Origin of the sequence: Natrinema halophilum, assembly GCF_013402815.2 — an archaeon.
Classification (GTDB): Archaea; Halobacteriota; Halobacteria; order Halobacteriales; family Natrialbaceae; genus Natrinema; species Natrinema halophilum.
In genome coordinates this window covers 3260894-3282419 of the sequence record NZ_CP058601.1, presented here as the reverse complement: position 1 = coordinate 3282419, position 21526 = coordinate 3260894, and the positions used below count along the sequence as shown (strand labels likewise).

Annotated in this window: 17 protein-coding genes; 8 read left to right on the top strand and 9 right to left on the bottom strand. The window is 60.7% G+C overall.

Annotated features, from left to right (window positions below):
• Positions 1 to 190: 190 nt before the first annotated feature.
• The 4 genes from HYG82_RS36530 to HYG82_RS36515 all read left to right on the top strand — a co-directional run bounded on the left by HYG82_RS36530 (position 191) and on the right by HYG82_RS36515 (position 6461).
• A complete protein-coding gene (locus HYG82_RS36530) occupies positions 191 to 1825 on the top strand; it encodes a long-chain fatty acid--CoA ligase (RefSeq protein WP_179264575.1) in 1635 nt (544 codons plus the stop codon).
• Between the two features lie 458 nt (positions 1826 to 2283).
• Positions 2284 to 4647 (top strand): alkaline phosphatase D family protein, encoded by a 2364-nt coding sequence (locus HYG82_RS36525; RefSeq protein ID WP_179262423.1) that lies wholly within the window; start codon positions 2284 to 2286, stop codon positions 4645 to 4647.
• Between the two features lie 132 nt (positions 4648 to 4779).
• Positions 4780 to 5043, top strand: a complete 264-nt coding sequence (locus HYG82_RS36520) for a hypothetical protein (RefSeq protein ID WP_179262421.1) — start codon at positions 4780 to 4782, stop codon at positions 5041 to 5043.
• Between the two features lie 197 nt (positions 5044 to 5240).
• Positions 5241 to 6461: an acyl-CoA dehydrogenase family protein gene (locus HYG82_RS36515; RefSeq protein ID WP_179262419.1), complete on the top strand. Its 1221-nt coding sequence runs from the start codon at positions 5241 to 5243 to the stop codon at positions 6459 to 6461.
• A gap of 93 nt (positions 6462 to 6554) precedes the next feature.
• On the opposite strand, the gene HYG82_RS36510 is transcribed toward HYG82_RS36515, so the two are convergent.
• Positions 6555 to 7340, bottom strand: a complete 786-nt coding sequence (locus HYG82_RS36510) for an SDR family NAD(P)-dependent oxidoreductase (protein WP_179262417.1) — start codon at positions 7338 to 7340, stop codon at positions 6555 to 6557.
• A 160-nt stretch (positions 7341 to 7500) separates the two neighbouring features.
• Between HYG82_RS36510 and HYG82_RS36505 the strand changes: the two genes are divergently transcribed.
• The 3 genes from HYG82_RS36505 (at position 7501) to HYG82_RS36495 (ending at position 10764) form a co-directional block, all read left to right on the top strand.
• Entirely contained in the window at positions 7501 to 8649 is a 1149-nt protein-coding gene (locus HYG82_RS36505; RefSeq protein WP_179262415.1) for a thiolase family protein, read from the top strand.
• Positions 8650 to 8776: 127 nt separating this feature from the next.
• On the top strand, positions 8777 to 10027 hold the full coding sequence (locus HYG82_RS36500) for an acyl-CoA dehydrogenase family protein (RefSeq protein WP_179264573.1): 1251 nt from the start codon (positions 8777 to 8779) through the stop codon (positions 10025 to 10027).
• A 170-nt stretch (positions 10028 to 10197) separates the two neighbouring features.
• Positions 10198 to 10764 (top strand): RDD family protein, encoded by a 567-nt coding sequence (locus HYG82_RS36495; RefSeq protein WP_179262413.1) that lies wholly within the window; start codon positions 10198 to 10200, stop codon positions 10762 to 10764.
• Here HYG82_RS36495 and HYG82_RS36490 read toward each other — a convergent pair.
• The 7 genes from HYG82_RS36490 to HYG82_RS36460 form a co-directional block, all read right to left on the bottom strand.
• Entirely contained in the window at positions 10761 to 12146 is a 1386-nt protein-coding gene (locus tag HYG82_RS36490) for an ABC transporter substrate-binding protein (RefSeq protein ID WP_179262411.1), read from the bottom strand. The genes HYG82_RS36495 and HYG82_RS36490 overlap by 4 nt on opposite strands.
• Positions 12147 to 12271: 125 nt before the next feature.
• Complete coding sequence (locus tag HYG82_RS36485) at positions 12272 to 13348, bottom strand: ABC transporter ATP-binding protein (protein WP_179262409.1); 1077 nt, start codon at positions 13346 to 13348, stop codon at positions 12272 to 12274.
• Positions 13349 to 13404: 56 nt separating this feature from the next.
• Positions 13405 to 14295 carry a carbohydrate ABC transporter permease gene (locus HYG82_RS36480; RefSeq protein ID WP_179262407.1) on the bottom strand — a complete coding sequence of 297 codons (891 nt, stop codon included), beginning with the start codon at positions 14293 to 14295 and terminating at the stop codon, positions 13405 to 13407.
• Positions 14292 to 15266, bottom strand: coding sequence for a carbohydrate ABC transporter permease (locus HYG82_RS36475; protein ID WP_179262405.1), 975 nt, complete (start codon positions 15264 to 15266; stop codon positions 14292 to 14294). Before HYG82_RS36475 ends, HYG82_RS36480 begins: the two co-directional genes overlap by 4 nt.
• Positions 15267 to 15307: 41 nt before the next feature.
• Positions 15308 to 16600, bottom strand: a complete 1293-nt coding sequence (locus tag HYG82_RS36470) for an MFS transporter (protein ID WP_179262403.1) — start codon at positions 16598 to 16600, stop codon at positions 15308 to 15310.
• 141 nt (positions 16601 to 16741) lie between these two features.
• A complete protein-coding gene (locus tag HYG82_RS36465; RefSeq protein WP_179262401.1) occupies positions 16742 to 18322 on the bottom strand; it encodes a class I adenylate-forming enzyme family protein in 1581 nt (526 codons plus the stop codon).
• A gap of 101 nt (positions 18323 to 18423) precedes the next feature.
• Complete coding sequence (locus HYG82_RS36460) at positions 18424 to 19194, bottom strand: SDR family NAD(P)-dependent oxidoreductase (RefSeq protein WP_179262399.1); 771 nt, start codon at positions 19192 to 19194, stop codon at positions 18424 to 18426.
• A gap of 578 nt (positions 19195 to 19772) precedes the next feature.
• Here HYG82_RS36460 and HYG82_RS36455 point away from each other — a divergent pair.
• Positions 19773 to 20822, top strand: a complete 1050-nt coding sequence (locus HYG82_RS36455) for an FAS1-like dehydratase domain-containing protein (protein ID WP_179262397.1) — start codon at positions 19773 to 19775, stop codon at positions 20820 to 20822.
• A 67-nt stretch (positions 20823 to 20889) separates the two neighbouring features.
• Here the strand turns inward: HYG82_RS36455 and HYG82_RS36450 are convergent, their stop codons facing one another.
• Positions 20890 to 21444 carry an OB-fold domain-containing protein gene (locus HYG82_RS36450; RefSeq protein WP_235217722.1) on the bottom strand — a complete coding sequence of 185 codons (555 nt, stop codon included), beginning with the start codon at positions 21442 to 21444 and terminating at the stop codon, positions 20890 to 20892.
• Positions 21445 to 21526: the final 82 nt, after the last annotated feature.

Genomic DNA, 21526 nt, shown 5'->3' with positions numbered 1-21526 from the left:
ATAATTCTTCCGCCGAATTGACAAAAGACGCCTGTGAAATATACTCACAACCGGTTCACACAGGCCCTGGAACCAACGGACACCGCATCGGCCACTCGAGGAGGGCGCCCGCTGTGGCTCACGGGCGCTTCGAAAGCGGCGTGCAGCATAAATCATAAGTCACTGGACGAATTCTCTGTACACTGCCATGATGGGGGTCCAGTTAACACTTGACAAGGTTCTCGAGCGGGCCGTAACCCTGTTTCCAGACCGGGAACTGGTGACGAAACTGCCCGACGGAGGCATACACAGATACACGTACGCGGACGCCTACGACCGAATCTGCCAGCTCGCAGGCGCGCTCGACGACCTCGGTCTCGAGACGGGAGACAGAGTCGGCGTCGTGGCGACGAACCACTATCGTCACTTCGAACTCTACTTCGGCCCGGCCTGTTCGGGACGGTCGATCCACATGTGTAACATGCGGCTGCCGGACCACCACTTCGTCCATACGATCGACGACGCTGAGGATCGCGTCGTGTTCGTCGATCCGGGACTCATCGAGAAAGTCGAAGCCAACGCCGACGACCTCGAGACCGTCGAGCAGTACGTCGTCCTCGACGACGACGTTCCGGAGACGAGTCTCGAACCGGTGACCGACTACGAGTCGCTGCTGGAGGAGCAATCGAGGGAGTACGACTGGCCCGATATCGACGAGGACGCGGAGTACGGCATGTGTCACACCTCGGGGACGACGGGGCTACCAAAGGGGGTTCCGTACACCCACCGTGCGATGTACCTGCACAGCATCATGAGCGGACACGCGGACGCAAACGGGATCAGCCAGAGCGACGTGTCGCTTCCGGTCGTCCCGATGTTTCACGCCAACGGCTGGGGAGTCCCCTACGCTGCGACGTTCGTCGGAGCGAAGCAGGTATTCCCCTCGATTCACACCGATCCGGAATCGATCGCACATCTGATCGCCGACGAGGGAGTTACGTTCTCGGCGGCCGTCCCCACCATCTGGCTCGAAATGGCCGAGTACTTAGACGAGAACCCGGACGTCGATATTTCGAACATCGACCGCTTGACCGTCGGTGGCTCCGCGCCGCCGGAGTCACTCATTCGAACGTACGACGAGGAGTACGACGCGCCGATCATCCAGGGCTGGGGGATGACCGAAACCTCTCCGCTTGGGACCCTCAGCACGCTTCGAAAAGAAGCGACGGAACTGTCGAGCGACGAACAGTACGCCTACCGTGCAAAGGCGGGCCTCCCCGTGCCGGGAATGCAGACTCGTATCATCGACGACGACGGCGACGAAGTCCCCGCCGACGGCGAAACGATGGGTGAACTACAGGTACGCAGCCCCTGGGTGACCGACCACTACCACAACCGGCCCGACGAGAACGAGGAGGCGTTTACGGACGACGGGTATCTCCGAACCGGCGACATCGCCACCCGCGACGAGCTCGGGTACGTCGACGTCGTCGACCGTGACAAAGACGTGATCAAGTCCGGCGGCGAGTGGATCTCGTCGGTCCAACTCGAGAACGAACTCATCGCTCACGACGGCGTCAGCGAAGCATCGGTGATCGCGGTCGACCACGAGCGCTGGCAAGAACGACCCATGGCCTGCGTCGTGCAGCGAGACGGTGCGGAACTTACCGAAGCCGAACTCGACGACCACCTCTCGGAGACGTTCCCCGCCTGGTGGCTGCCGGACGCCTACCGGTTCATCGACGAGATTCCCAAAACCTCCACCGGCAAATTCGACAAGAAAACGCTGCGCGACCGGTTCGACGTCGTTCTTGAGGCGGACGAAGCGACCGAAACCGAACGGTGAGAACCGCGACTCGAACGGCCCGTAGAGGGGTGAACTCCCGCCGTCGTTGACCTCGTCCCTCATCGCTGATGCAATTGTAGCGGATCGACGAAGACGAGACCGTAGTTCACGTTGAGCGCCGAGCGGTTCGTCGGAGTCGAATCCTCCTATTGGCACCCACAGAAACTTGCTCGGACGCTTCGCATCGCCTATCGTCACACCGATTCGTCGAGTCCCGTCGCATCGGTCTCGCTGAGCAGGTCTGCGAACAGCGCGACCAGCCTCGCTTCTCCACCGCCTTACTTCTCTGATGGGGAGCCCACCGTGAGACACCAGTGGACATATGTAGCCGCAATATCCGCTCCGTATGTCGATACGTTACACAGTCTAGTTCATCTATTTCATATCGGCACTCTCCATAAGATCGTATAAATATCAAAAATATAAAGGTTTGAAATTATCGTCGTTGAGTTCGGGATATGGATGGAACATCCCAATCGGACCGCGAGCTGACGGAACAGAATCGTCGACAGTTCTTGCAACGAACGAGCGCTGCGTCGGTCGTATCGACCCTCGGGCTCTCGACCGGGACGGCGACGGCGATGACCGACGACGGGATGTTCGAGACGGACCCGTTCACACTGGGGATCGCGTCGGGTGATCCGCTACCCGATTCAGTTATCCTCTGGACCCGGATCGCACCGAACCCGCTGACACGGGGCGGTGGAATGCCCGCGGAGAACGTCGATGTCCGGTGGTCCATCGCGACGGACGAGTCGATGACCGATGTCGTACAGACCGGGACGGCGACTGCCTGGCCGGAACACGCCCACACGGTCCACGTGGACGTGACCGGGCTCGCCGCGAACACCGAATATTACTATCGGTTCGAGGCCGGTGGAAAGCGAAGCGCCGTGGGGCGGACGAAAACCGCTCCCGCATCCGACGCCGAACTCGAGGAGTTTCGATTCGGATTCGCCTCGTGTCAGTCGTGGCCAGACGGGTTCTACACAGCCTACCGGTACATGGCCGCCGACGAACTTGACCTGATCGTCCATCTCGGGGATTACATCTACGAATATCCGATCGGGGCCAGCGGAGGGGTGCGAAACACGTCCGTTCCGAGCGCGTACCGAACCGAAACGGAGACACTCGAGCGATATCGGCTCCAGTACGGCCTCTACAAATCGGATCGCGATCTAAAGGCCGCACACGCCAGTGCGCCGTGGCTCATCACGCGGGACGACCACGAAGCCGACAACAACTGGGCCGGTGACGTGCCACAGGACCCTGACGAACAGACGACGAAGGAGTTCCTGAAACGGCAGGCGGCCGCGTTCAAGGCGTACTACGAACACATGCCCTTCCGACGGGCACAGCGGCCGGACGGGCCCGACCAGAAGCTCTACCGGAACTACTCGTTCGGTGAGTTGGTCGAATTCAACGTTCTCGATACCCGTCAGTATCGGAGCGACCAGGCCTGCGGGGACGCGTTCACCGTGGTCGATTGTCAGGAGCGGTTCGGCGAGGATCGCAGTATTCTCGGTGACGATCAGGAGCAATGGCTGCTTGACAACCTCGAGGACTCGACCGCGACGTGGAACGTGCTGGCGAACCAGTTGCCCATAGCGAAGATGGATTTCAAGCAAGGGCCCGAGGAGGGGTACAGAACGGACCAGTGGGACGGTTACGTCGCCGATCAGGAAACCGTCCTGCGGGCCCTAGAGGAGGACGCTACCAATCCGATCGTCATCACGGGCGATTTCCACAACAACTGGGCAACCAACCTCAAAAGCCCGAAACGGGGATCGGCCAGGACCGTCGGTGCGGAGTTCGTCGGCACGTCGATCGCATCAGGTGGTGATGGAATCGAAATGGACGACTTCGGAAGACACGTGATCTCGGAAAACGAACACGTCAAATACTACTGTAACAAGCGCGGCTACGTCCGCTGTACGGTCACGCCCGAGGAGTGGATCGCCGAGTACCAGGTCGTCGACCACGTGACCGAACCGGACGCACCGATCCGGACCGACGCACGGTTCGTCGTGGAAGACGGCGTTCCCGGCCTCCAGCCGCGCCCCACGTCCCCGGTCGAGCTATCGGCAGCATCCGTCTCGGAAACCGATGTGACTCTCGAGTGGAACGCACCACACGGACTCGAAGGCAACGTCCGGGAATACTGGGTGTACGTCGACGGCGAGAAGCGAATAGAAACGACCGAGACGCAAACGACCGTATCCGACCTGACTCCGGGCATGACCTACAGCTTCTCGGTCGCACTCGTCGACGACGACGGGAACAGATCGCCGATCAGCGATCCGCTCGAGGTGACGATGAACGGCAGTAACGATCCACCGGCGATCCTCGAATTGCCGGATCGACTCGAGGCGGAGGACTACCACGACGCATCCGACACGACCGACGGCAACCGGGGCGGCGCGTACCGAGACGGCAGCGTCGACATCAAGGAGTATTCGAACGATCGGTTTAGCGTGGGTTGGACCGCCGACGGGGAGTGGCTCGAATACGACGTTGCCGTCGCCGAAGGCGGCGAGTACGATCTCACCGGCCGTGTGGCCAGCGACAGCGATACTGGCGGCGCATTCCACCTCGAAGTCGACGGCAAGGACGTCACCGGAACGATCCCCGTCGAAACAACCGGTGGCTGGCAGTCCTGGACGACAGTCTCGGAACGCGACCTACGTCTGGCCGGTGGCGAACACACGCTGCGTCTGGTCGTCGAGGACGGCTCCTGGAACCTCGACTGGCTCGAGTTCAGCACACCCGGCGACGATGATGAGGAACTCGTTCTCGAGGACTTCGACGAACGGTCGAGCTAGCCGGGTACCAACGGCCTCGACAACGGGGCCGGTGCCGGCTCCGTTACGAACGCCGACGGTGCGGCCGTCGAGAGCACGCTTCGACTGGCGTACGCGAACGCCGGCTGGTTCAACACTGAAATCAAACGAGACGTGTCGGCGTACGAGACGCTCAATGTCCGGATCAAGGGCGATGCTGGCTGCGAGGGAGAGCATTTCGCGGTCGCCATCGGCGGGGAGTTCGAGTCGTTGCGGTGGCTCTCTGGTGACAGTGTCGGAACGTGTTTCTCGAGGGTGTCGATCGACATGGACGATGACGGTATCGAAGCGTCTAATCCGCGGGAGCTCTCGGTGAACTTCTGGAACGGTCGAAACGAACGCGGCGCGATCGAAATTCGGAAGATCTGGTTCGAATAGGATCGTCGCCCGCGGGGGCTTCCACCCCGCTCGCGACTCGCGGCCAGCGAGTGCTCGCCGACCGCCGTCCGGTGAGTGATTCCAAGTGACGTATTCGGGGAACGTCCGTCGATCAGCGCTCTCGAGAAAAGCGGAACCTCGAGGCAAACGACCCGTGGGACGCCAAACGGTAAGAGTCCTGATGCAGATATGTCGCTATGGGAGCAAACACGACGAGCGGCGTGAGCTTCACCACGGACGAAGAAACGCGACTCATCCTCGACAGTCTGGACGAATTTATCGAGCGCGAGGTCGAGCCGATCGTCGATGACCTCGGGGACGTCTATACGAACCCCAGAAAGGGCCGCCACGAAAACGGTCGCTGGACCGACGACCTGCTCGAGGCCCGCGAGGAGATCCGTCGAAAGTCGGCCGAGGCAGGCTTCTACGCGATGAACCTGCCCGAAGATGCGGGTGGCGACGGGATATCGCCGGTCACCTGGTATCGAGCGAAGAAACACCTTGCATCCCACGGCGGCGGCCTCGAACGCTACGTCCTCGCCGGTCCTGAGGGGCCGAAACCGCTCCTCTTGCAGGCCGAGGGCGACCAGCGCGATCGCTATCTCGAGCCGACTGTCCGGGGGGAGAAATCGACGGCGTTCGGCCAGACCGAACCCGGGTACGGGTCAGATTCGCCGAATATGGAGACGACCGCCGAGCGAGATGGCGACGAGTGGGTGATCGACGGCCGTAAGCAGTGGATCACCAACGCCCCGTACGCGGATTACGTCCAGCTGTTCGCCCGGACGACTCCCCAGGAGGAAGCCGGCCGCTACGGCGGCATCACCTGCTTCATCGTCGAGCGGGATGAGTACGAGCTGGGGTCGTACAACAACGCGGTCGGTGCCGAGGGAACGCAGGCCGAGATCATTCTGAACGACGTGCGCATCCCCGACGACCGCGTCCTCGGCGAGGTCGACGACGCCTTCTACGCGGCGATGGACTTCCTCTCGCTCGGGCGCCTCGAGTTGGGGGCCGAAGCCGTCGGATATTCGGAGTACCTGCTCGAGAAAGCTGGCGAGTACGTAAATGAGCGCGAAGCCTTCGGAAAGACGATCGGGAACTTCCAGCAGGTCTCCGCGAAGCTCGCGGAGGGGCGAGCAAAGACCTACGCTGCCGACGCGGCAGGTCTCAAACTCGCCTGGAAGGTGGCCCAGGACGAGCGAACGATTATGGACTCCTCGGTGTTCAAGTGGTTCGCCACGAACGTCCTCTGGGAGGTCGCCGACGCCGCCGTTCAGGTCAATGGCGCGAACGGGCTCGCCGAAGAAAGTCCCTACATGGATCTCGTCCACCAGGCGCGCATCCTTCGGATCGTCGAGGGAACCGACGAGATTCAGCTCAACACGATCGCGAAGTCGATGGGGATTATGGACTGATTGAACAGATTTCCGATCGACAACTCGCTCGAGTGGAGCAATCGCCTGCGGGTCGATCGCAAACGATAACGGGAGTCGACGGAGAACGGAGTATTAGAAGCTGAACAAATCGATACCGCCGGTGACGCCGATGATCTGGCCCGTGACGTAGGAGGCCTGCTCCGAACAGAGATAGGCGACCATGTTGGCGACGTCCTCCTCGGTCCCGAGGTGACGCATCGGGGTGGCCTCCGCGATCCGAGCGTAGTACTCGTCGACGTTTTCCCTGAGTTCGTCGGGGCTCATCTCCGACCACGGCCCGACGACGATGTTCGGAGCGATGACGTTCGAGGTGACGCCGGATTGGGCCCCCTCGAGAGCCATCGTTCGGCCGACGCCGATCATGGCGGCCTTCGTCGCCGAATAGGAGATTTGTCCGAAGCCGCCGTACCAGCCCGCCATCGAGGACATGTTCACGATCCGACCCCAGCCGCGTTCGCACATTCGCGGAAACACCTCCGCGCTGATGTTGTACGTCCCCGTCAGGTTGATTTCGACGTCGCGGTCCCAGACGTCGTCATCGTAGTCTACGAGGCGCGAGCGCGCGTCGACCATTGCCGCATTGTTAACGAGGATGTCGACGCCGCCGAAGGCGTCGCGTACCTCGTTCATCGAATCGGCGACGTCTTCGCGGTCGGTGAGGTCACATTCGAGGGCCATCGCCGCACCGGCGTCCGCCGTGTCGTCGATTTCGTCGGCGACCTCCCGTGCTCCGTCGGCATCGACGTCGAGAACGACGACGTTCGCGCCCTCGTTCGCGAGGGTTCGACAGTCAGCGCTTCCGATTCGACCGGCACCGCCGGTGACGACGGCAGTCCTGTTCTGGATGCCAAAATCCATCTCCTCCGCGAATACTTCGTTATTTGACTTAATCGTTGGGGAGGGAAAGCGGCGTTCGCGCTCGGTGTCGACCGCTCCGACGTCGATCAGTCTCCAGCGGAGAGTATCATGACTGTATGCACAACTTCTATGATCGATGACACCGAGTTAGAAACACGTCATGAAATCCGCAGTTATCGTCGACGCTGTCCGCACCCCGTTTGGAAAGCGGGACGGCTCGTTCCGCGACACACATCCACAGGATCTGGCCGCAGAACCCCTCGAAGCGCTCAGAGAGCGCAACGGGTTCGATCCGGAAACGATCGAGGACGTCATCTACGGCTGCGTGACGCCGGTCGACGAGCAGGGGCTCAACATCGCGCGGCTCGCGCCGATGGTCGCCGGCTGGGGCGACGGCGTTCCTGGAGTGCAACTCAACCGGATGTGTGGCTCGGGGCAGCAGGCAGCCAACTTCGCCGCGACGAACGTCATAGCCGACCAGCACGACGTCCTCGTCGCTGGCGGGGTCGAGCACATGACCCGCGTTCCGATGGGATCAGACGGCGACAAACCGACGGACACGTACTTCGAGTACTTCGACGAATTGACCACGCAGGGCGAAGGAGCCGAGCGCATCGCCGAGAACTACGACCTAACCCGCACTGAACTCGACGAAATCGCCGCCGACTCCCAGCGTCGCTGGAAGGAAGCCTGGGACGAGGGGCGTTACGACGACCAGATCACGCCTGTCGAAACCGAACTCGACGGCGAGGAAGTCGTCGTCGAGCAGGACGAACATCCACGACCCGGCACCGACGTGGAAACGCTCTCCCAGCTGCCGCTTTCGTTCCGCGACGAAGGGGACGGCTTCCACCACCCCGGAAACTCCTCGGGAATCGTCGACGGCTCCTGTGCGTTGTTGATCGCGAGCGAAGAAGCCGCCGCGGAACACGGCTGGGAGCCGATGGCCCGGATCGTCCAGACGGAAGTCGTCGGCGTCGATCCCATCACGATGCTTCGGGGACCGATCCCGGCGACCGAGAACGTCCTCGAGAAGGCCGACATGACGATCGGCGACATCGACCTCTTCGAGGTCAACGAGGCGTTCGCGTCTGTCGTCGCCGCCTGGCTCGACGAGCACGGCGCATCGTGGGAGGACGTCAACGTCAACGGCGGTGCGATCGCCCACGGTCACCCGCTCGGTGCGACTGGCGCGATGTTACTGACGAAACTCGCACACGAACTCGAGCGAACTGGCCAGGACACGGCGCTGTCGACGATGTGTATCGGCTTCGGTCAGGGCATCGCGACGATCATAGAACGGGTCTGAGCTAACTACGGCCGTAAACCGGAGGAAAACAGCCCTGAGACGGACGGATTGTCGCTTTTTCGTGGCTTGCCAATGTATGAGTTCACTTACCTATAGCTTTACAATGCTGTATGCGATCATGGGTGATATGGAGTACCACGACTCTGAGAAAGCGAAGGAAGTGGCGGGCCGAGTAGCGGACTTCATGGACGAAGTCGTTATTCCGCGCGAGCGCGAGGCACTGGCTACGGGCGAGGAGATCACGCTGAACGAGATCCACGACATGTGGGAGCTGGCCAGGGAGCGCGATCTGTTCGCGCCGCAAGTCCCGGAAAAGTACGGCGGTCAAGGACTCGGCTTTCGCGACATGCTGCCCTCGTTCGAACAGGTCGGGCGCTCGCTCATCGGCGCACAGGCTATTCGAGCGAATTCCCCCCAGGAGGGGAACATGCACACCCTGGAGTTCGCCGGCACCGAAGAGCAAAAAGAGGAGTACCTTCGGCCGCTCGTGCAGGGTGAGATGTCTTCGGCGTTTGCGATGACCGAGCCCAGGATCGGCGCCGGATCGGACCCGAAGATGCTCCAGAGCACCGCCGTCAAAGACGGCGACGAATGGGTCATCAACGCACACAAGTGGTGGACCTCGGACGGACTGGGCGCCGACTTCTATCTGCTGATGGCTCGAACCGATCTGGACGCACACCCCTACGAGGGCACGTCGATCATCCTGGTGCCGCGGGACGCCGACGGCGTCGAAGTCCAGCGCAACGTCCCCCATCTGGGCGGGCACGGAATCACCGAGCGCGAGGGCGGCCACGCCGAAGTCAAGTTCGACAACGTCCGCGTTCCCGTCGAGAACACGATCGGCGAGGAAGGAGACGGGTTCCGCATCGCGCAACTCCGACTCGGCGGCGGCCGCCTCACCCACTGCATGCGCTACTCCGGGATGGCAGAGCGCTCGCTCGACATCGCGAAGGCCTATCTGCAGGAGCGCGAAGGCTTCGGGACGAAACTCGAGGAGAAGCAGGCGTTACGTCACCGCATCGCCGACGCCGAAACGCGCCTGCACGCCGCACGAACGATGGTCCGCCACGCCGCGCGCGAACTCGACCGCAGCGACGCCCGCATCGAGGTCGCGATGTCGAAAATGTTTACCGCGAACGTTACCAACGATACCATCGATCTCGCTTTGCAGTGTTGTGGTGGCAACGGAATCGGCAAGGACCTCCCGATTGCCCACTTCTACGAGAACGTCCGCGCATTCCGTATCGTCGACGGAGCCGACGAGGTCCACCGCCGCTCGATCGCCCGCTGGGCGTTCGAAGACGTCGACGAAACCGAGATAGAGAACACGCTGCAGTTCGACGAGGATCTGCGCATCGACGCGCTCGACGAGTAAGCCACCGAGCGACACCGTAGTCGCGTCCTTCGTCAACGCGACTCCGTGCTCGACGTGGCCGAACGATATACCAACCCGGGAGACGAGTTTTCACGTATGCGATGCCAGTCATCCGAACGGTGCGCCCCGCAACTGATACCCCGATACGGTACGTCAACGGAACCGGAGCGATGAGCGTACTGGACTGGCTGCCGACGAAGCGACGGCCGACGCCGGACCTCGAGTCGGCTTCACCGGTGCTACTCAGACGACGCGCGGTCGCGACGATCATCGATCTCGTCGTTGCGTACGTCGCCATCGAGACAGTCGTTCTGGCCGGTCTGATGGTCGCGTTTTCGGATTACTTCGTCGCGAACGGAGGCGAGGCGATGGGATTGAGTATTATCGGTCTCGTTCCGGTCTACTTGCTCTATACGTTCGCGTTCGAGTGGCGTTACGGGACGACGCCCGGAAAGAAACGAATGGGACTGCTGGTCGCGACTGAAGACGGTTCGAAGCCGGGTCTCGTTCCGGCAGCGACGCGAAATGCGTTGCGATACGTGGACTTCCTCCCGGTCGGGTACCTGATCGGATGGATCTTCGCACGGCGGTCGCCACGGGGTCGTCGGCTGGGCGATCGTCTTGCCGATACGCTGGTGGTTCGACCGGAAACGGAGATCGAGCCACTCTTTGCAGGGGACGCCCGCGTCGCGTCCAGCGACGAGCCGATCGATGAAACCGACCACGAGAACAGTTAATAATTGCTCTGGGATTGGACGTCTTCGAGGGCAGACTCGTACTCGCTGATGGTCCAGTCGTAGACATCCTGGGGATCGTTCCCACTGACGACGAGTCGGTTTACCGCCTCGCTGGTGATGTCCATGCTGTTGATGTGAAGCGTCTCTGGCGTCGTCACGGCCTCCTCGCTGGTGAGCTTCGGTGCGATTTCGTCCATGCAGTAGCGCTGCTTTTCGAGGAAGGCACCGTCTTCCATCTGGAAATATTCGTGACTCTGATATTCGTCAGTTTCCAGAATACCCCTGTACGGTGGCATGAACCGCATCGGCTCGACCAGAGTGGTCGCGACACCCTGTTCGGCGCCGTACATGTGTCGGCCGAAGTCCTTCGCCGTATCCGGATTGCTGGAGCCGTTGATCACCGGCGTCCCGTCCGCGAGGACCCAGCCCCGCTGGATCGGATCGGCACCTTCACGCTTCGGGATGAGCGTCTGTTCGGTCGCGAGGGCGAGGTCCGTAAGCCCGTTGGCGATGGCCGGGCCGCACAGCCACGCGTTGTTCATGATACAGTGCCCGAGCCGGCCGAGCGTCCAGTCCTCGATCGTCGACGTCCAGTTCAGGCCCGACGGATCGGGCGAGTAGTTCGCGAGTTCGTTTAGATGGTCGAAGACTGCCAGGACGTGATCCTCGTCTAACCACAACTCCAGATCGTTCTCGGTGCCTGGTTGCCAGACGTCGCCGCCAGCGTTGTACAGCCAGTTCGAGAAATCCGATCCCGGCTTTCCGGCCGGTTGCGCCGGAAGCGCGAACCCGCGGACTTTGTCGCCCTGCGAGGTTTCGATCCCGGCCTCGTCGATCGCTTTCACGTTCTCGACGAGTTCGCTCCAGGTTTCGGGTTCCTCCAGTCCGAGTTCCGCGTATAGATCGGCTCGGTAGTTGAGGGTCCCCCCGGCGTAGACCCCATGGGGAATCATGTGCGTCTCGCCTTCGATCGGGGTGATCGTATCCCGAAACATCGCCTCGCCCCACTCGTCAGCCAGGTCGTCGACGACGCCGGAAACCGATTGCGTTCGTCCAATGTTCACGAGGTCACCGATCTGCGTGATCGTCCCGTGGAACATTTCCGGCGGGTTTCCGGACTGCATCAGCGTCGCAAGCCGTTGCCCGCCGGTGCCTTGCATCCCGACCTTCTCGAGGTTGATCGAAATATCGTTTTGCTCGTTGAATCCGTCCGTGAGCGTATTCCAGTGTTTGTCCCATGCATCACCGGTGTAATCGGTCATGATGTGCAGTTCGTCTTCAGACCCACCACCACCGGTACCGAGACAGCCTGCGATTAGTCCTGCCGCACCGATGCCTGAACCTCGTAGGATCTGTCGCCTAGTAGACCCTTGAATTACCATACACATGATAGTCGTTAACAACCATCATAAACCTTCCGCTTAGTTTACTGGTAAACTGCCGCAACCAAGGATCGAATACCGGAGGTCAAAGCCGCAGAAGCGTTCAATCAGGCTTCAAAATACGATTACGCGATTCGAATCCCGCTATCGGGGTCAAACGCTTTCAGCTGCGACTCCGTAAGTTCGAGGGAGTAGTCGCCGCCGTTCCCGCGGAATTTCGGCGACGTGACAACGGTGAGACGACCGAGCGGGGTCTCGAAGAGGCTGTGCGTCTGGTCCCCAAGCGGTTCGTCGAAGACGTGCTCTGCCGGAATCTCGCCGTTTGAACCCTCTTTTGCCGAGATGTGCTGCGGTCTGATCCCGATCCGAACGTCGTTTCCGGCGTAGGACTCGAGTGACTCGTCGGCTGGCATCTCGTATGTGGTGCCTTCGATGTCGAACGTCACTGACCCGTTGACCTGAGTGACGGTTGCGTCGAAGAACTCCATCGTCGGTTGGCCGATGAACTGGCCGACGAACTCGGAGGTTGGCTCGTCGTACACCTCCTCGGGCGGACCGATCTGTTCCATCTGCCCGTCGTTCATGACCGCGACGCGATCGCTCATCGTCATCGCTTCCTCCTGGTCGTGGGTCACGTACATCGTCGGGCATCCCACTTCCTGAGTCACTTCGGCGAACAGCGGCCGTAACTCGCGTTTGAGCTTCGCGTCGAGATCGCTCATCGGCTCGTCGAAGAGGAACATCGTCGGCTCCCGAACGATCGATCGGCCCAGCGCGACCCGCTGTTGTTGCCCGCCGGAAAGTTCGCTCGGCATCTTCTCGAGTTGATCCTCGATCTGGAGCCGATTCGCAGCATCCTTGACTCGGTCTCGTCGCTTTTCTTTACCCATTCCGAGGATCTTGAGCGGGTAGGCCATATTCTCCTCGACGGTCATATGTGGGTAGAGCGCGATGTCCTGGAAAAGAAGCGCGATACCGCGCTGTTGTGGCGGCAGATCCGTTACGTCAGTGTCGCCGTATCTCACCTGACCGGACGTTACGGTCTCGAGACCGGCGAGACAGCGCAGCGTCGTCGTTTTGCCGCATCCTGACGGGCCGACGAGTGTGACGAATTCGCCTTCTTCGATCGTCAGATCGAAGTCCTCGACAGCGACTAACGATCCATACTCTTTGCGTAGGTTTTCGACGTTGATTTCGACCATTATGTGATGTGTGTATTTTCGGTTACCGGTATTTATTCTTGATCATTGTTCACACCTCACAGTGCCCTGATCTTGAAGCCCTGCAGGAGGTACGACTGCAGGAAGAACGCGAACAGAAGCGGCGGAAGGGAGACGAGCAAAGCCACAGCCATGAACTCGTTCCAGCCGGTATCCCACGTCGAGGAACCGAGCATCCGGAATAATCCTGGCGGGAACGTCGTTGCGTCGGCGGACGGGAGAATGATAAACGAGAACGTAAAGTCACCCCACGCGATCGCGAACGCGAAGATGGCGTTTGCGATCATTGCAGGCTTGGTCTGTGGGACGACGACGTCGACGAACCCGCGCCACCGCGGCGCACCGGCGATCCAGGCGGATTCTTCGACGGACGGCGGAATCGTCTGGATGTACTTCCACATGAGCCAGACGGCGAATGGCATCGAGATCGCACTGAGAGCCAGGATCAGACCGATGTAGGTATTGATCAGGCCGAGCGATTTCCAGATCTGGTACAGTGGAATCGCCAGCACGATCGGACTGAACATGTATCCCAGGAGGAGGAAACGCGCGGTCCCGACCTTCCCGCGGTAGTTAAATCGTGCGAGACCATACCCGGCAATTAGCGACACGACGAGGACGAATATGACTGTCCCCGCCGTCACGATAATGCTGTTGAGGAGGTAGTTGGCGACGACCGAGTCCATCACGATATCGAAGGTGGCCGTCGTGAACGCGTCTCCGAGGGGCAGCAGATCGAATCCGCCAAGTGCGGTCTGGGTCTTGAACGCACTCTGTGCCATCCAGTAGAGGGGGAATGCGAGCAAGACCGTCAGTACGACCCCGCTACCGTACAGGGCCACCCGGTAGGCGAGGCTGCGGTACTGATAGGGGATTCGGAACGATCGTCCGAACTCCTGGTCTCCATCGGTGTCATCGAGTGTACTCATGTTTCCACCTCCTGGCTCGGGTTGAGAACGGAGAGATATACGATTCCCCCGGCCATCAGGAACAGGAACATTACGATCGCGATCGCGTTCCCGAGCCCGTACGCACTGGTCTGGAAAGTCGTATCGTACGCGAGGATCGGCATCGTCTTCGTCGAGACGCCGGGACCGCCCTGGGTGAGCTGCCAGATAATATCGTACTTGTTGAACATGAACACCGCTCGGAGGAAGACCACGACGAGGATTGCCCCCCAGACTCGGGGCAGCGTGATATCTCGGAACATCTCCCAGGTCGTCGCCCCACAGATCTTGGCAGCCTCGTAGAACCGGTCGGGAATCGACTGGAGCTGTGCCAGCGTAAACAGTGTTACGAACGCCGCGAACTTCCAGCTACTGATGATGACCGTTGCGAGCATCGCCAGTTTGACGGTTCCGAACAGGGTCGTTCCGGTGTTTCCGAACAGGTAACCCTCCCACAGCCCGATTTTGTCGACCCCGAGCCAGTGAAGGACCCCGTCAGTGGGATCGAGCATGAACTGGAACACCATCGCGACGATGATCGTGGGAATGAGATACGACGTAAATACAAACGTGCTCAAAATGCGGCCACCACGGGTGATCTTGTTGATGACGAGCGCCATCCAGACACCGACGACCAGTTGAAGCAGCGTCGAACCGACCATGAAGACGCTGCCACGCCACATCGAGCCCCAGAACTCGTCGATCCGGAACACTTTCTGATAGTTCTGCAGACCGACGAACTGCCACTCCGGACTGAGCAGATGAATGCTGTGAAACGATGCCACGATGGCAAAGGCGATCGGAATCAGTGCAATAAGCGTGTACAAGCCCAAGACGGGGAGTATCGTCAGCCACCCCCAGAAATCGTCAGGCGTGATTTCGAGTCGGCCGATCGAAAACCCGTCCTCGTAAAAACGACGGGATCGATCGAGTCTCTCGTTATCTATTGCCATGGGCCTATCATACACACCTTTTTTCATAACAGTTTCGCCTTCTAGTCAGCTTCCACCGGCGCCCTCGAGACCTCAGGATTGCGAAGCAGGGGGACTGAAACGACGGTCAGGCAGCTCACCACGAGTGCGGCACAGAGAACGTACGTCAACTGGTACCCGAACCAGTTGTCGACCGCCGGGATCGCGATGAGCGGGCCGAGACTGAGCCCGATATCCCCCATCACCTGGTACGCCCCGCCAATTCGTCCGAGTTCGTCGCCGGGTGTGAGATCGCCCATGATCGCGAGTAGCGCTGGTGCTGCCGCTCCCATACCGCCCCCGATGAGGACGATTGCACCGAGTAGCGCTTTGATCGTCGGGACGTATGCGATGATCAGAAAGCCAGCACCCATCGACAGAAACGCTGGAATCGTTACTAGCGTCCGATCGCTGATCAGGTCCGAAATCCTGCCAGAAGCGACTGTCATCGATCCCGACGTAACGACGCCAAGTCCCATAACGACTCCGCTTATACCGGCTGCATCCAAAGCGGACAGTTCGAGGCTAAAATCGTTCGCGTAACGGGCGAGCGTCGTGAGAACGATGCCACCCCACAAGAGTCGTACCGTGAAGTTCCCGTACCCGACCAAGACGACGGTTGGATTACTGGCAAGCAACGACGGAACCTCCCGAAGACTTGCGGAACGCCCCTCTGTACCGGCGTGGACGTCCGGCAGGACGATCATCGCGACGATACCGGCGAGCAACGCGAGGGCCCCGGCCATAAGAAATGCCATTTGCATGCTGGCGATGTCGGTCAGGAGACCGCCGACGACGAGACCAGTTGGGAAGCCAAGTGACTGGCCGCCGCGCATGTAGCCGACCCACCGACCGCGGTTGTCAGGCGTCGTAACGTACGTGATCGTCGCGAACGCCCCGATGAAGACGAACGCGCTTCCGATGCCCCAGAACAGCCGCGAGAGAATAAAGACGACACCGGGGAGCGATACGTTGCCAAGCACTGGTACCGTTCCGAGATCGGTCTGGGGAACGACGAGACCGAGAATGTAGCCGAAAGGGGCAAGCGCCTGCGTGAACAGTCCGAAAATCATCGGGCGTCGCGCGCCGACTCGATCGATAATCGTCCCGGCGGGCGTGTTCATGAACAGTCGCGCGATCCGGTTAGTCGAGAGGATCACGCTTAGCATTACCGTGCTGATAACGAGCTTTTCGTCGAGCAGCGGGAGCGTCGGAAAGGCCACACCAGTCGCAACGCCGCCGAAGAAGACGCCAGCGATGACTGCGAAAGCAATCGTCCTGATTTCCGCCGCCGAATACGATGGCGTATCAGTCATCAGTACCGACCGGGAGAGACGGCTGTCATTCGAACGAACGGTCGATAGCCGAACAGACCGTCCAGATCGAACGGGTCGCGCGGCCGTACGTCTCGTCGACCGACCGTCGGCGTGCAGACCGGGTGTGGAGAGGGCACCCCATCACGATTCCAGTTCATGCTCTTGGATGAACTCGTCGAGCAACATCGTCTTTCGGATTTTGCCGCTGCCCGTCTTGGGAAGGTCACGACGTATCTCGACGAGCCGCGGATGCTTGTAGGGAGCGAGTTCGCCGAGGATGTATCTCTTGATGTCGTCCTCGGTCAAGTCCGCCCCTTCCTTCGGGGAAATAGCGGCGGCGACGGTCTCGCCACGTCGATCGTCGGGAACGCCGAAGACAGCTGCCTCGTGGATCTGGGGGTGCTCGTACAGCAGGTTTTCTACCTCGCGCGGATATACGTTGTAGCCCGCGGTCAGGATCATCTCTTTTTCGCGGCCCACGATGTAGTAGTAATTATCTTCGTCTCGCATTCCGATGTCGCCCGTGCGAAAGAACCCGTCGTCGGTAAAGACCGCCTCGTTCGCCTCCGGATTCCCGTAGTAGCCTTTCATCACCTGCGGGCCAGCGATCAGAATCTCGCCTTCCTCCATGACCCCGACTTCGTTTCCGTCACCGTCGACGATCTTCGACCGCGTGTGGCCGACGGGTTGACCGACGCTTCCGGGCCGATTTCCGAGCGTCGACCACCGGATCGTATGGGTCGTCGCCGTCGTCTCCGTTAGCCCGTATCCCTCCGAAAGCGATGCGTCGAATGCCTCCTCGAACTGTTGCTGAATCGGCGCGGGTAACTTGTCGCCTCCCTGACCGGCCCGTACTAGCGACGACAGATCGTACTCGTCAGGGTCGTAGGCTTCGAGCAAATCCACGAACATCGCGGCAACGGCGTTGAACGCCGGAATGTCGTGTTCGTCGAGTTTCTCGAGGACGCGGTCGGGGTCCCATTGGTCGGGTCGAAGTAGATGCAGCGTTCGGCCGGCACACAGCGACACCATCATCCCGAGCAGACCGGTGATGTGGTACATCGGCAAGACGATAATTCCGTCGCCATCGATCGGTCCGGCGCTGTAACTCGAGACGCTCTGTACGATCTGGACCCGGAAATTGCGGTGGGTCAGCAAGACGCCTTTCGGCTGGCCGGTCGTCCCCGAGGTATAGGGCTGGAGGAGGACGTCGTCGTCCTCGCGGTCGACGATATCGACGGTGGAATCACCCGCGCCGAGATCCGGTACCGATACGTGGTCGGCGGCGGCGGTCGCGCTGACGATGTCGGTCTCGAGCGTCTCGACTGCCTCGCGGACGTGGTCCTCGGCATCCCCCGCGACGATAACCGCCTCGGTATCGGCGTGGTCGAGCTGATATTCGATTTCGCGGCGGCGATATTCAGGATTCAACGGGCTCGCGATCACGCCGGCGTGACAGCAGGCCCAGATGACGGTACAGAACGGGATCCCGTTAGGCATGTAGACGCCGACCCGGTCGCCAGCCTCGATGCCGAGTTCCCGGAGACCAGCGGCGAACTGCGAGACGCCCTCGCCGAATTCGCGGTAGGTGATCGACTCGCCGGCGTGTTCGATCGCAACAGCGTCGGGGTCTTCTGCGGCTCCACGCTCTAGCAGATGTGCAACGTTGCCGTCGTAAGGGGGCTCTAAGAGGGATTCTGCGGGGACAACGTCGAGTTCCATGTGACCTCCATTTCTCACTCAAGATGAAAAGTATATGGGTGGTGGTAACAGACACCGTGTTTCGAACTCGCCGACGGCGATTCGTGAGCCGCGCGTCTCGGCTACTCGAGACGTGGCAGCCCCTTAATCGTCACCGTCTCGCCGACCATGTACGAGGAAGCAGGACTGGCGAGAAACTGCGTGAGGTCGGCGATCTCCTCGGGCTTGCCGATCGTGCGATCCGGGGTCGTGCGTTCGATCCCGCCGGCGTCGTCCTCGACGCCCATCTGAGAACGGACGCCCTCGGTCGCGACGAGGCCCGGTGCGATGCAGTTGACCCAGATGTCGTCTTCGGCCCGGTCGGCCGCGAAGGACGTGGTAAAGTTGATGACGCCGGCCTTGGCGGCCCCGTAATGGCTCATCGTCTTGGAGCCGCGCACACCCGCGACGCTGGCTAAATTGACGATCCGGCCACCACCATTGTCCTTCATGTACTCGGCGGCGATCTGCGAGCAATGGAACGTTCCGTGCAGATTGATATCGACGATCGTCTTCCAGCCGTTCTCGGTAATCTCGGTCGGCGGCGCCTGAAAGCCCGCCCCGGCGTTGTTAACCAGAATGTCGAGCGAACCGAACTCGTCGACGGTTGCGTCGACTAGCTCCTGCACCGCGTCGCGGTCCGTCACGTCGCACTCGAACGCGAGCGCGTTCCCGGGACGCTCGCTCTCGTTGATCTCGTCGGCGACTGGTTCGACGTTTTCCATCTCCCGTGACGTGACCACGACGTTCGCGCCGTCCTCGGCGAACCGCTCGACGATCGATTTCCCGATCCCGCTCGAGGAACCCGTAACGATCGCAGTCTGACCGTCGACGCTGAACTGATCTGTCGTCATCAACAGTCCTCCAAACTCTCAATACGTTCTACTGTCTGTGCGTTTGAACCTTGTATGATATCTCCAGTCATTCTCGTCTACGGGTTTATCAACCGTCACTATAAGCTATTCGACCCACGTTCACTCGATAATCGAGGGGGTTTACTTCTCCAATCAGATTCAGCGATGGAGAACTGTATATTCGTTTATACTATACCTAACCGCACTTTTGAATGGTATCCTCATAAAAAGTTTTTGTACTTACACAGCATTTGTTTTAGTATAGTGAATGAAAAAGAGGCGTGCAGTTCTCAAACAACTAGGAACTGCGGGTATTGGTCTTGGAGCGGTTGGGTGGGCCATTCTGACAACTGTCAGGGAACCGAATTTCTGTGACTGGTCCAGACGAAGCTGAATAATTTGGCTCACCGGATCACCTGAGGGGTGCGACCCGGGTTCTCCAAAAGGTACTATTATACCACTCGTGACGTATTAATTGCGTAATGAGACGGAGACAGCAACGAAGCGCGGCCCGGCATGGAGCGGCGAGAGGACTGGCACCAGCAGTAGTAGCCAAACCGAGGAGGCGGTGAACGACGATGCCAACGAAATCGCTCGAGGAACTCGAGGCGATGGTCGGCGACTCGCGAGTCACGGTAGAGGATTTTCGCATCGAGGCCGGCAAAGTCGAAGAGTTCGCGCGTGCGATCACGGCCGACGATCCAGTGTTCAGAGACGAATCGGTCGCCGTAAACCGGGGATATGAGCGCGTTCCCGCGCCGCTGACGTACAGTCAGGTCGGCAGGTTCCCCCGGTACACGCCCGAGGACGTCGACGGCAAGGGCTTCGATCTCGGTTTCCAGCCGGAGTACGTCCTTCACGGCGAGCAAGCCCACGAGTACGAGCGCCCGGTCGCAGTCGGAGACGTCCTCGAGGGGACGACGACGCTTACGAACGTCTTCCAGCGAGAGGGGGGCCGCGCAGGAACGATGACGTTTGCCGTCCTCGAAACCGAATATCGGGATCAAAACGACGACCTCGTGCTGACCGATCGGTCGACTGCAATCGAGACGTCGGGCGCGGTCGACGACAACGGTGACGATGGCAGCGACGTGGGCGGGGACGACGACTCGAGTGGCGAGGACGTTGCTTCGAGCACCGAAGACGTGGCCGAAGCGAACGGCGGAACTGTCACGGCCGATCGAGACGTCCCGTCGTCTACTGCCGGTGAATTCGAGCGCGTGCGAACGATCGACGGCCTCGCAGTCGGCGACGCCGGCCCGACGGTCGTCGTTGAGGACCTCGAGCGCCAGCATTTCGTCAAGTACGCCGGTGCCAGCGGCGACTTCAATCCGATCCATTACGACGAACCCTATGCCACGGCCGCGGGTAACGAGAGCATCTTCGGACAGGGCATGTTCACCGCCGGAGTCACGTCCCGTGTGGTCACAACCTGGTTCGACGTCGCGGACGTCACGTCTTTTGGCGTCCGATTTCAGTCGCGGGTCTTCCCGGGCGACACCATCGTCGCGACCGGCGAGGTCGCTGAGATCGATCGAGATGAGGGGACGGCCGAAGCGGAACTCGAGGCCACCACCACGACTGGCGAAACGCTATTGACCGGAACGGCATCGGTCGATCTCGAATAAGAACGCGAACAGCAGCTTTTCCGGGGGAACCAATCGGACCGAACGCCGCCATACGGTGAGCGCTCGCTCACTCCGGGACGAACGCCGGCATCGCGGGCTCGTCGGACATTCGCCAGAAGGAGACTTCGACCGGCGATCCGACCTCGACGTCCGCCGAGTCCGCGTCGATTATCGCAAGCAGTCGTGGGCCTTCCGCCAGTTCGACAGCGCCGACGACGTACGGCATCCGATCACCGAAGCCGGGTTCGCCGGGGACGTGGCAAGTAGTGTAGGTGTAAATCGTCCCGGTGCCATCGCGTTCTGTGAACGGCGGGTCTTCGGCTCCGCAGGCGGTACAGACCGCTCGCGGGTACTGGTGACGGTTGCCGCAACAGACGTCGAGTTCGCGCGCTTTCTCTTCGGAGACCAGGACGACTGCGCCGCCGCCGTCGGAGACCAGACAACAGTCGAGGAGGGTAAACGGCTCGGCAATCGGCCGGGACTCGAGAACGTCGTCGACGGTGATCGGCTCCCGTTGGGCCGCCTTCGGGTTCATCGACGCCCATTCGCGGGTCGACACGGCAATCTCCGCGAACTGTTCCTCGGTCGTGCCGTACTCGTGCAGATGACGTCGAGCAGCCATCGCGTACGCGCCAGGCGGCCGGAACAGTCCCGCGTACAGTCGCGATCGCTGCGTTGTCGAGCCAGTTCCGGTCGGGCGTCTC

Coding starts and splice junctions, on each gene's coding strand:
- HYG82_RS36530 (WP_179264575.1), top strand. CDS start 191: ATGGGGGTCCAGTTAACACTTGACAAGGTTCTCGAGCGGGCCGTAACC.
- HYG82_RS36525 (WP_179262423.1), top strand. CDS start 2,284: ATGGATGGAACATCCCAATCGGACCGCGAGCTGACGGAACAGAATCGT.
- HYG82_RS36515 (WP_179262419.1), top strand. CDS start 5,241: ATGGGAGCAAACACGACGAGCGGCGTGAGCTTCACCACGGACGAAGAA.
- HYG82_RS36510 (WP_179262417.1), bottom strand. CDS start 7,340: ATGGATTTTGGCATCCAGAACAGGACTGCCGTCGTCACCGGCGGTGCC.
- HYG82_RS36505 (WP_179262415.1), top strand. CDS start 7,501: ATGAAATCCGCAGTTATCGTCGACGCTGTCCGCACCCCGTTTGGAAAG.
- HYG82_RS36500 (WP_179264573.1), top strand. CDS start 8,777: ATGGAGTACCACGACTCTGAGAAAGCGAAGGAAGTGGCGGGCCGAGTA.
- HYG82_RS36495 (WP_179262413.1), top strand. CDS start 10,198: ATGAGCGTACTGGACTGGCTGCCGACGAAGCGACGGCCGACGCCGGAC.
- HYG82_RS36490 (WP_179262411.1), bottom strand. CDS start 12,146: ATGGTAATTCAAGGGTCTACTAGGCGACAGATCCTACGAGGTTCAGGC.
- HYG82_RS36485 (WP_179262409.1), bottom strand. CDS start 13,348: ATGGTCGAAATCAACGTCGAAAACCTACGCAAAGAGTATGGATCGTTA.
- HYG82_RS36480 (WP_179262407.1), bottom strand. CDS start 14,295: ATGAGTACACTCGATGACACCGATGGAGACCAGGAGTTCGGACGATCG.
- HYG82_RS36475 (WP_179262405.1), bottom strand. CDS start 15,266: ATGGCAATAGATAACGAGAGACTCGATCGATCCCGTCGTTTTTACGAG.
- HYG82_RS36470 (WP_179262403.1), bottom strand. CDS start 16,600: ATGACTGATACGCCATCGTATTCGGCGGCGGAAATCAGGACGATTGCT.
- HYG82_RS36465 (WP_179262401.1), bottom strand. CDS start 18,322: ATGGAACTCGACGTTGTCCCCGCAGAATCCCTCTTAGAGCCCCCTTAC.
- HYG82_RS36460 (WP_179262399.1), bottom strand. CDS start 19,194: ATGACGACAGATCAGTTCAGCGTCGACGGTCAGACTGCGATCGTTACG.
- HYG82_RS36455 (WP_179262397.1), top strand. CDS start 19,773: ATGCCAACGAAATCGCTCGAGGAACTCGAGGCGATGGTCGGCGACTCG.
- HYG82_RS36450 (WP_235217722.1), bottom strand. CDS start 21,444: ATGGCTGCTCGACGTCATCTGCACGAGTACGGCACGACCGAGGAACAG.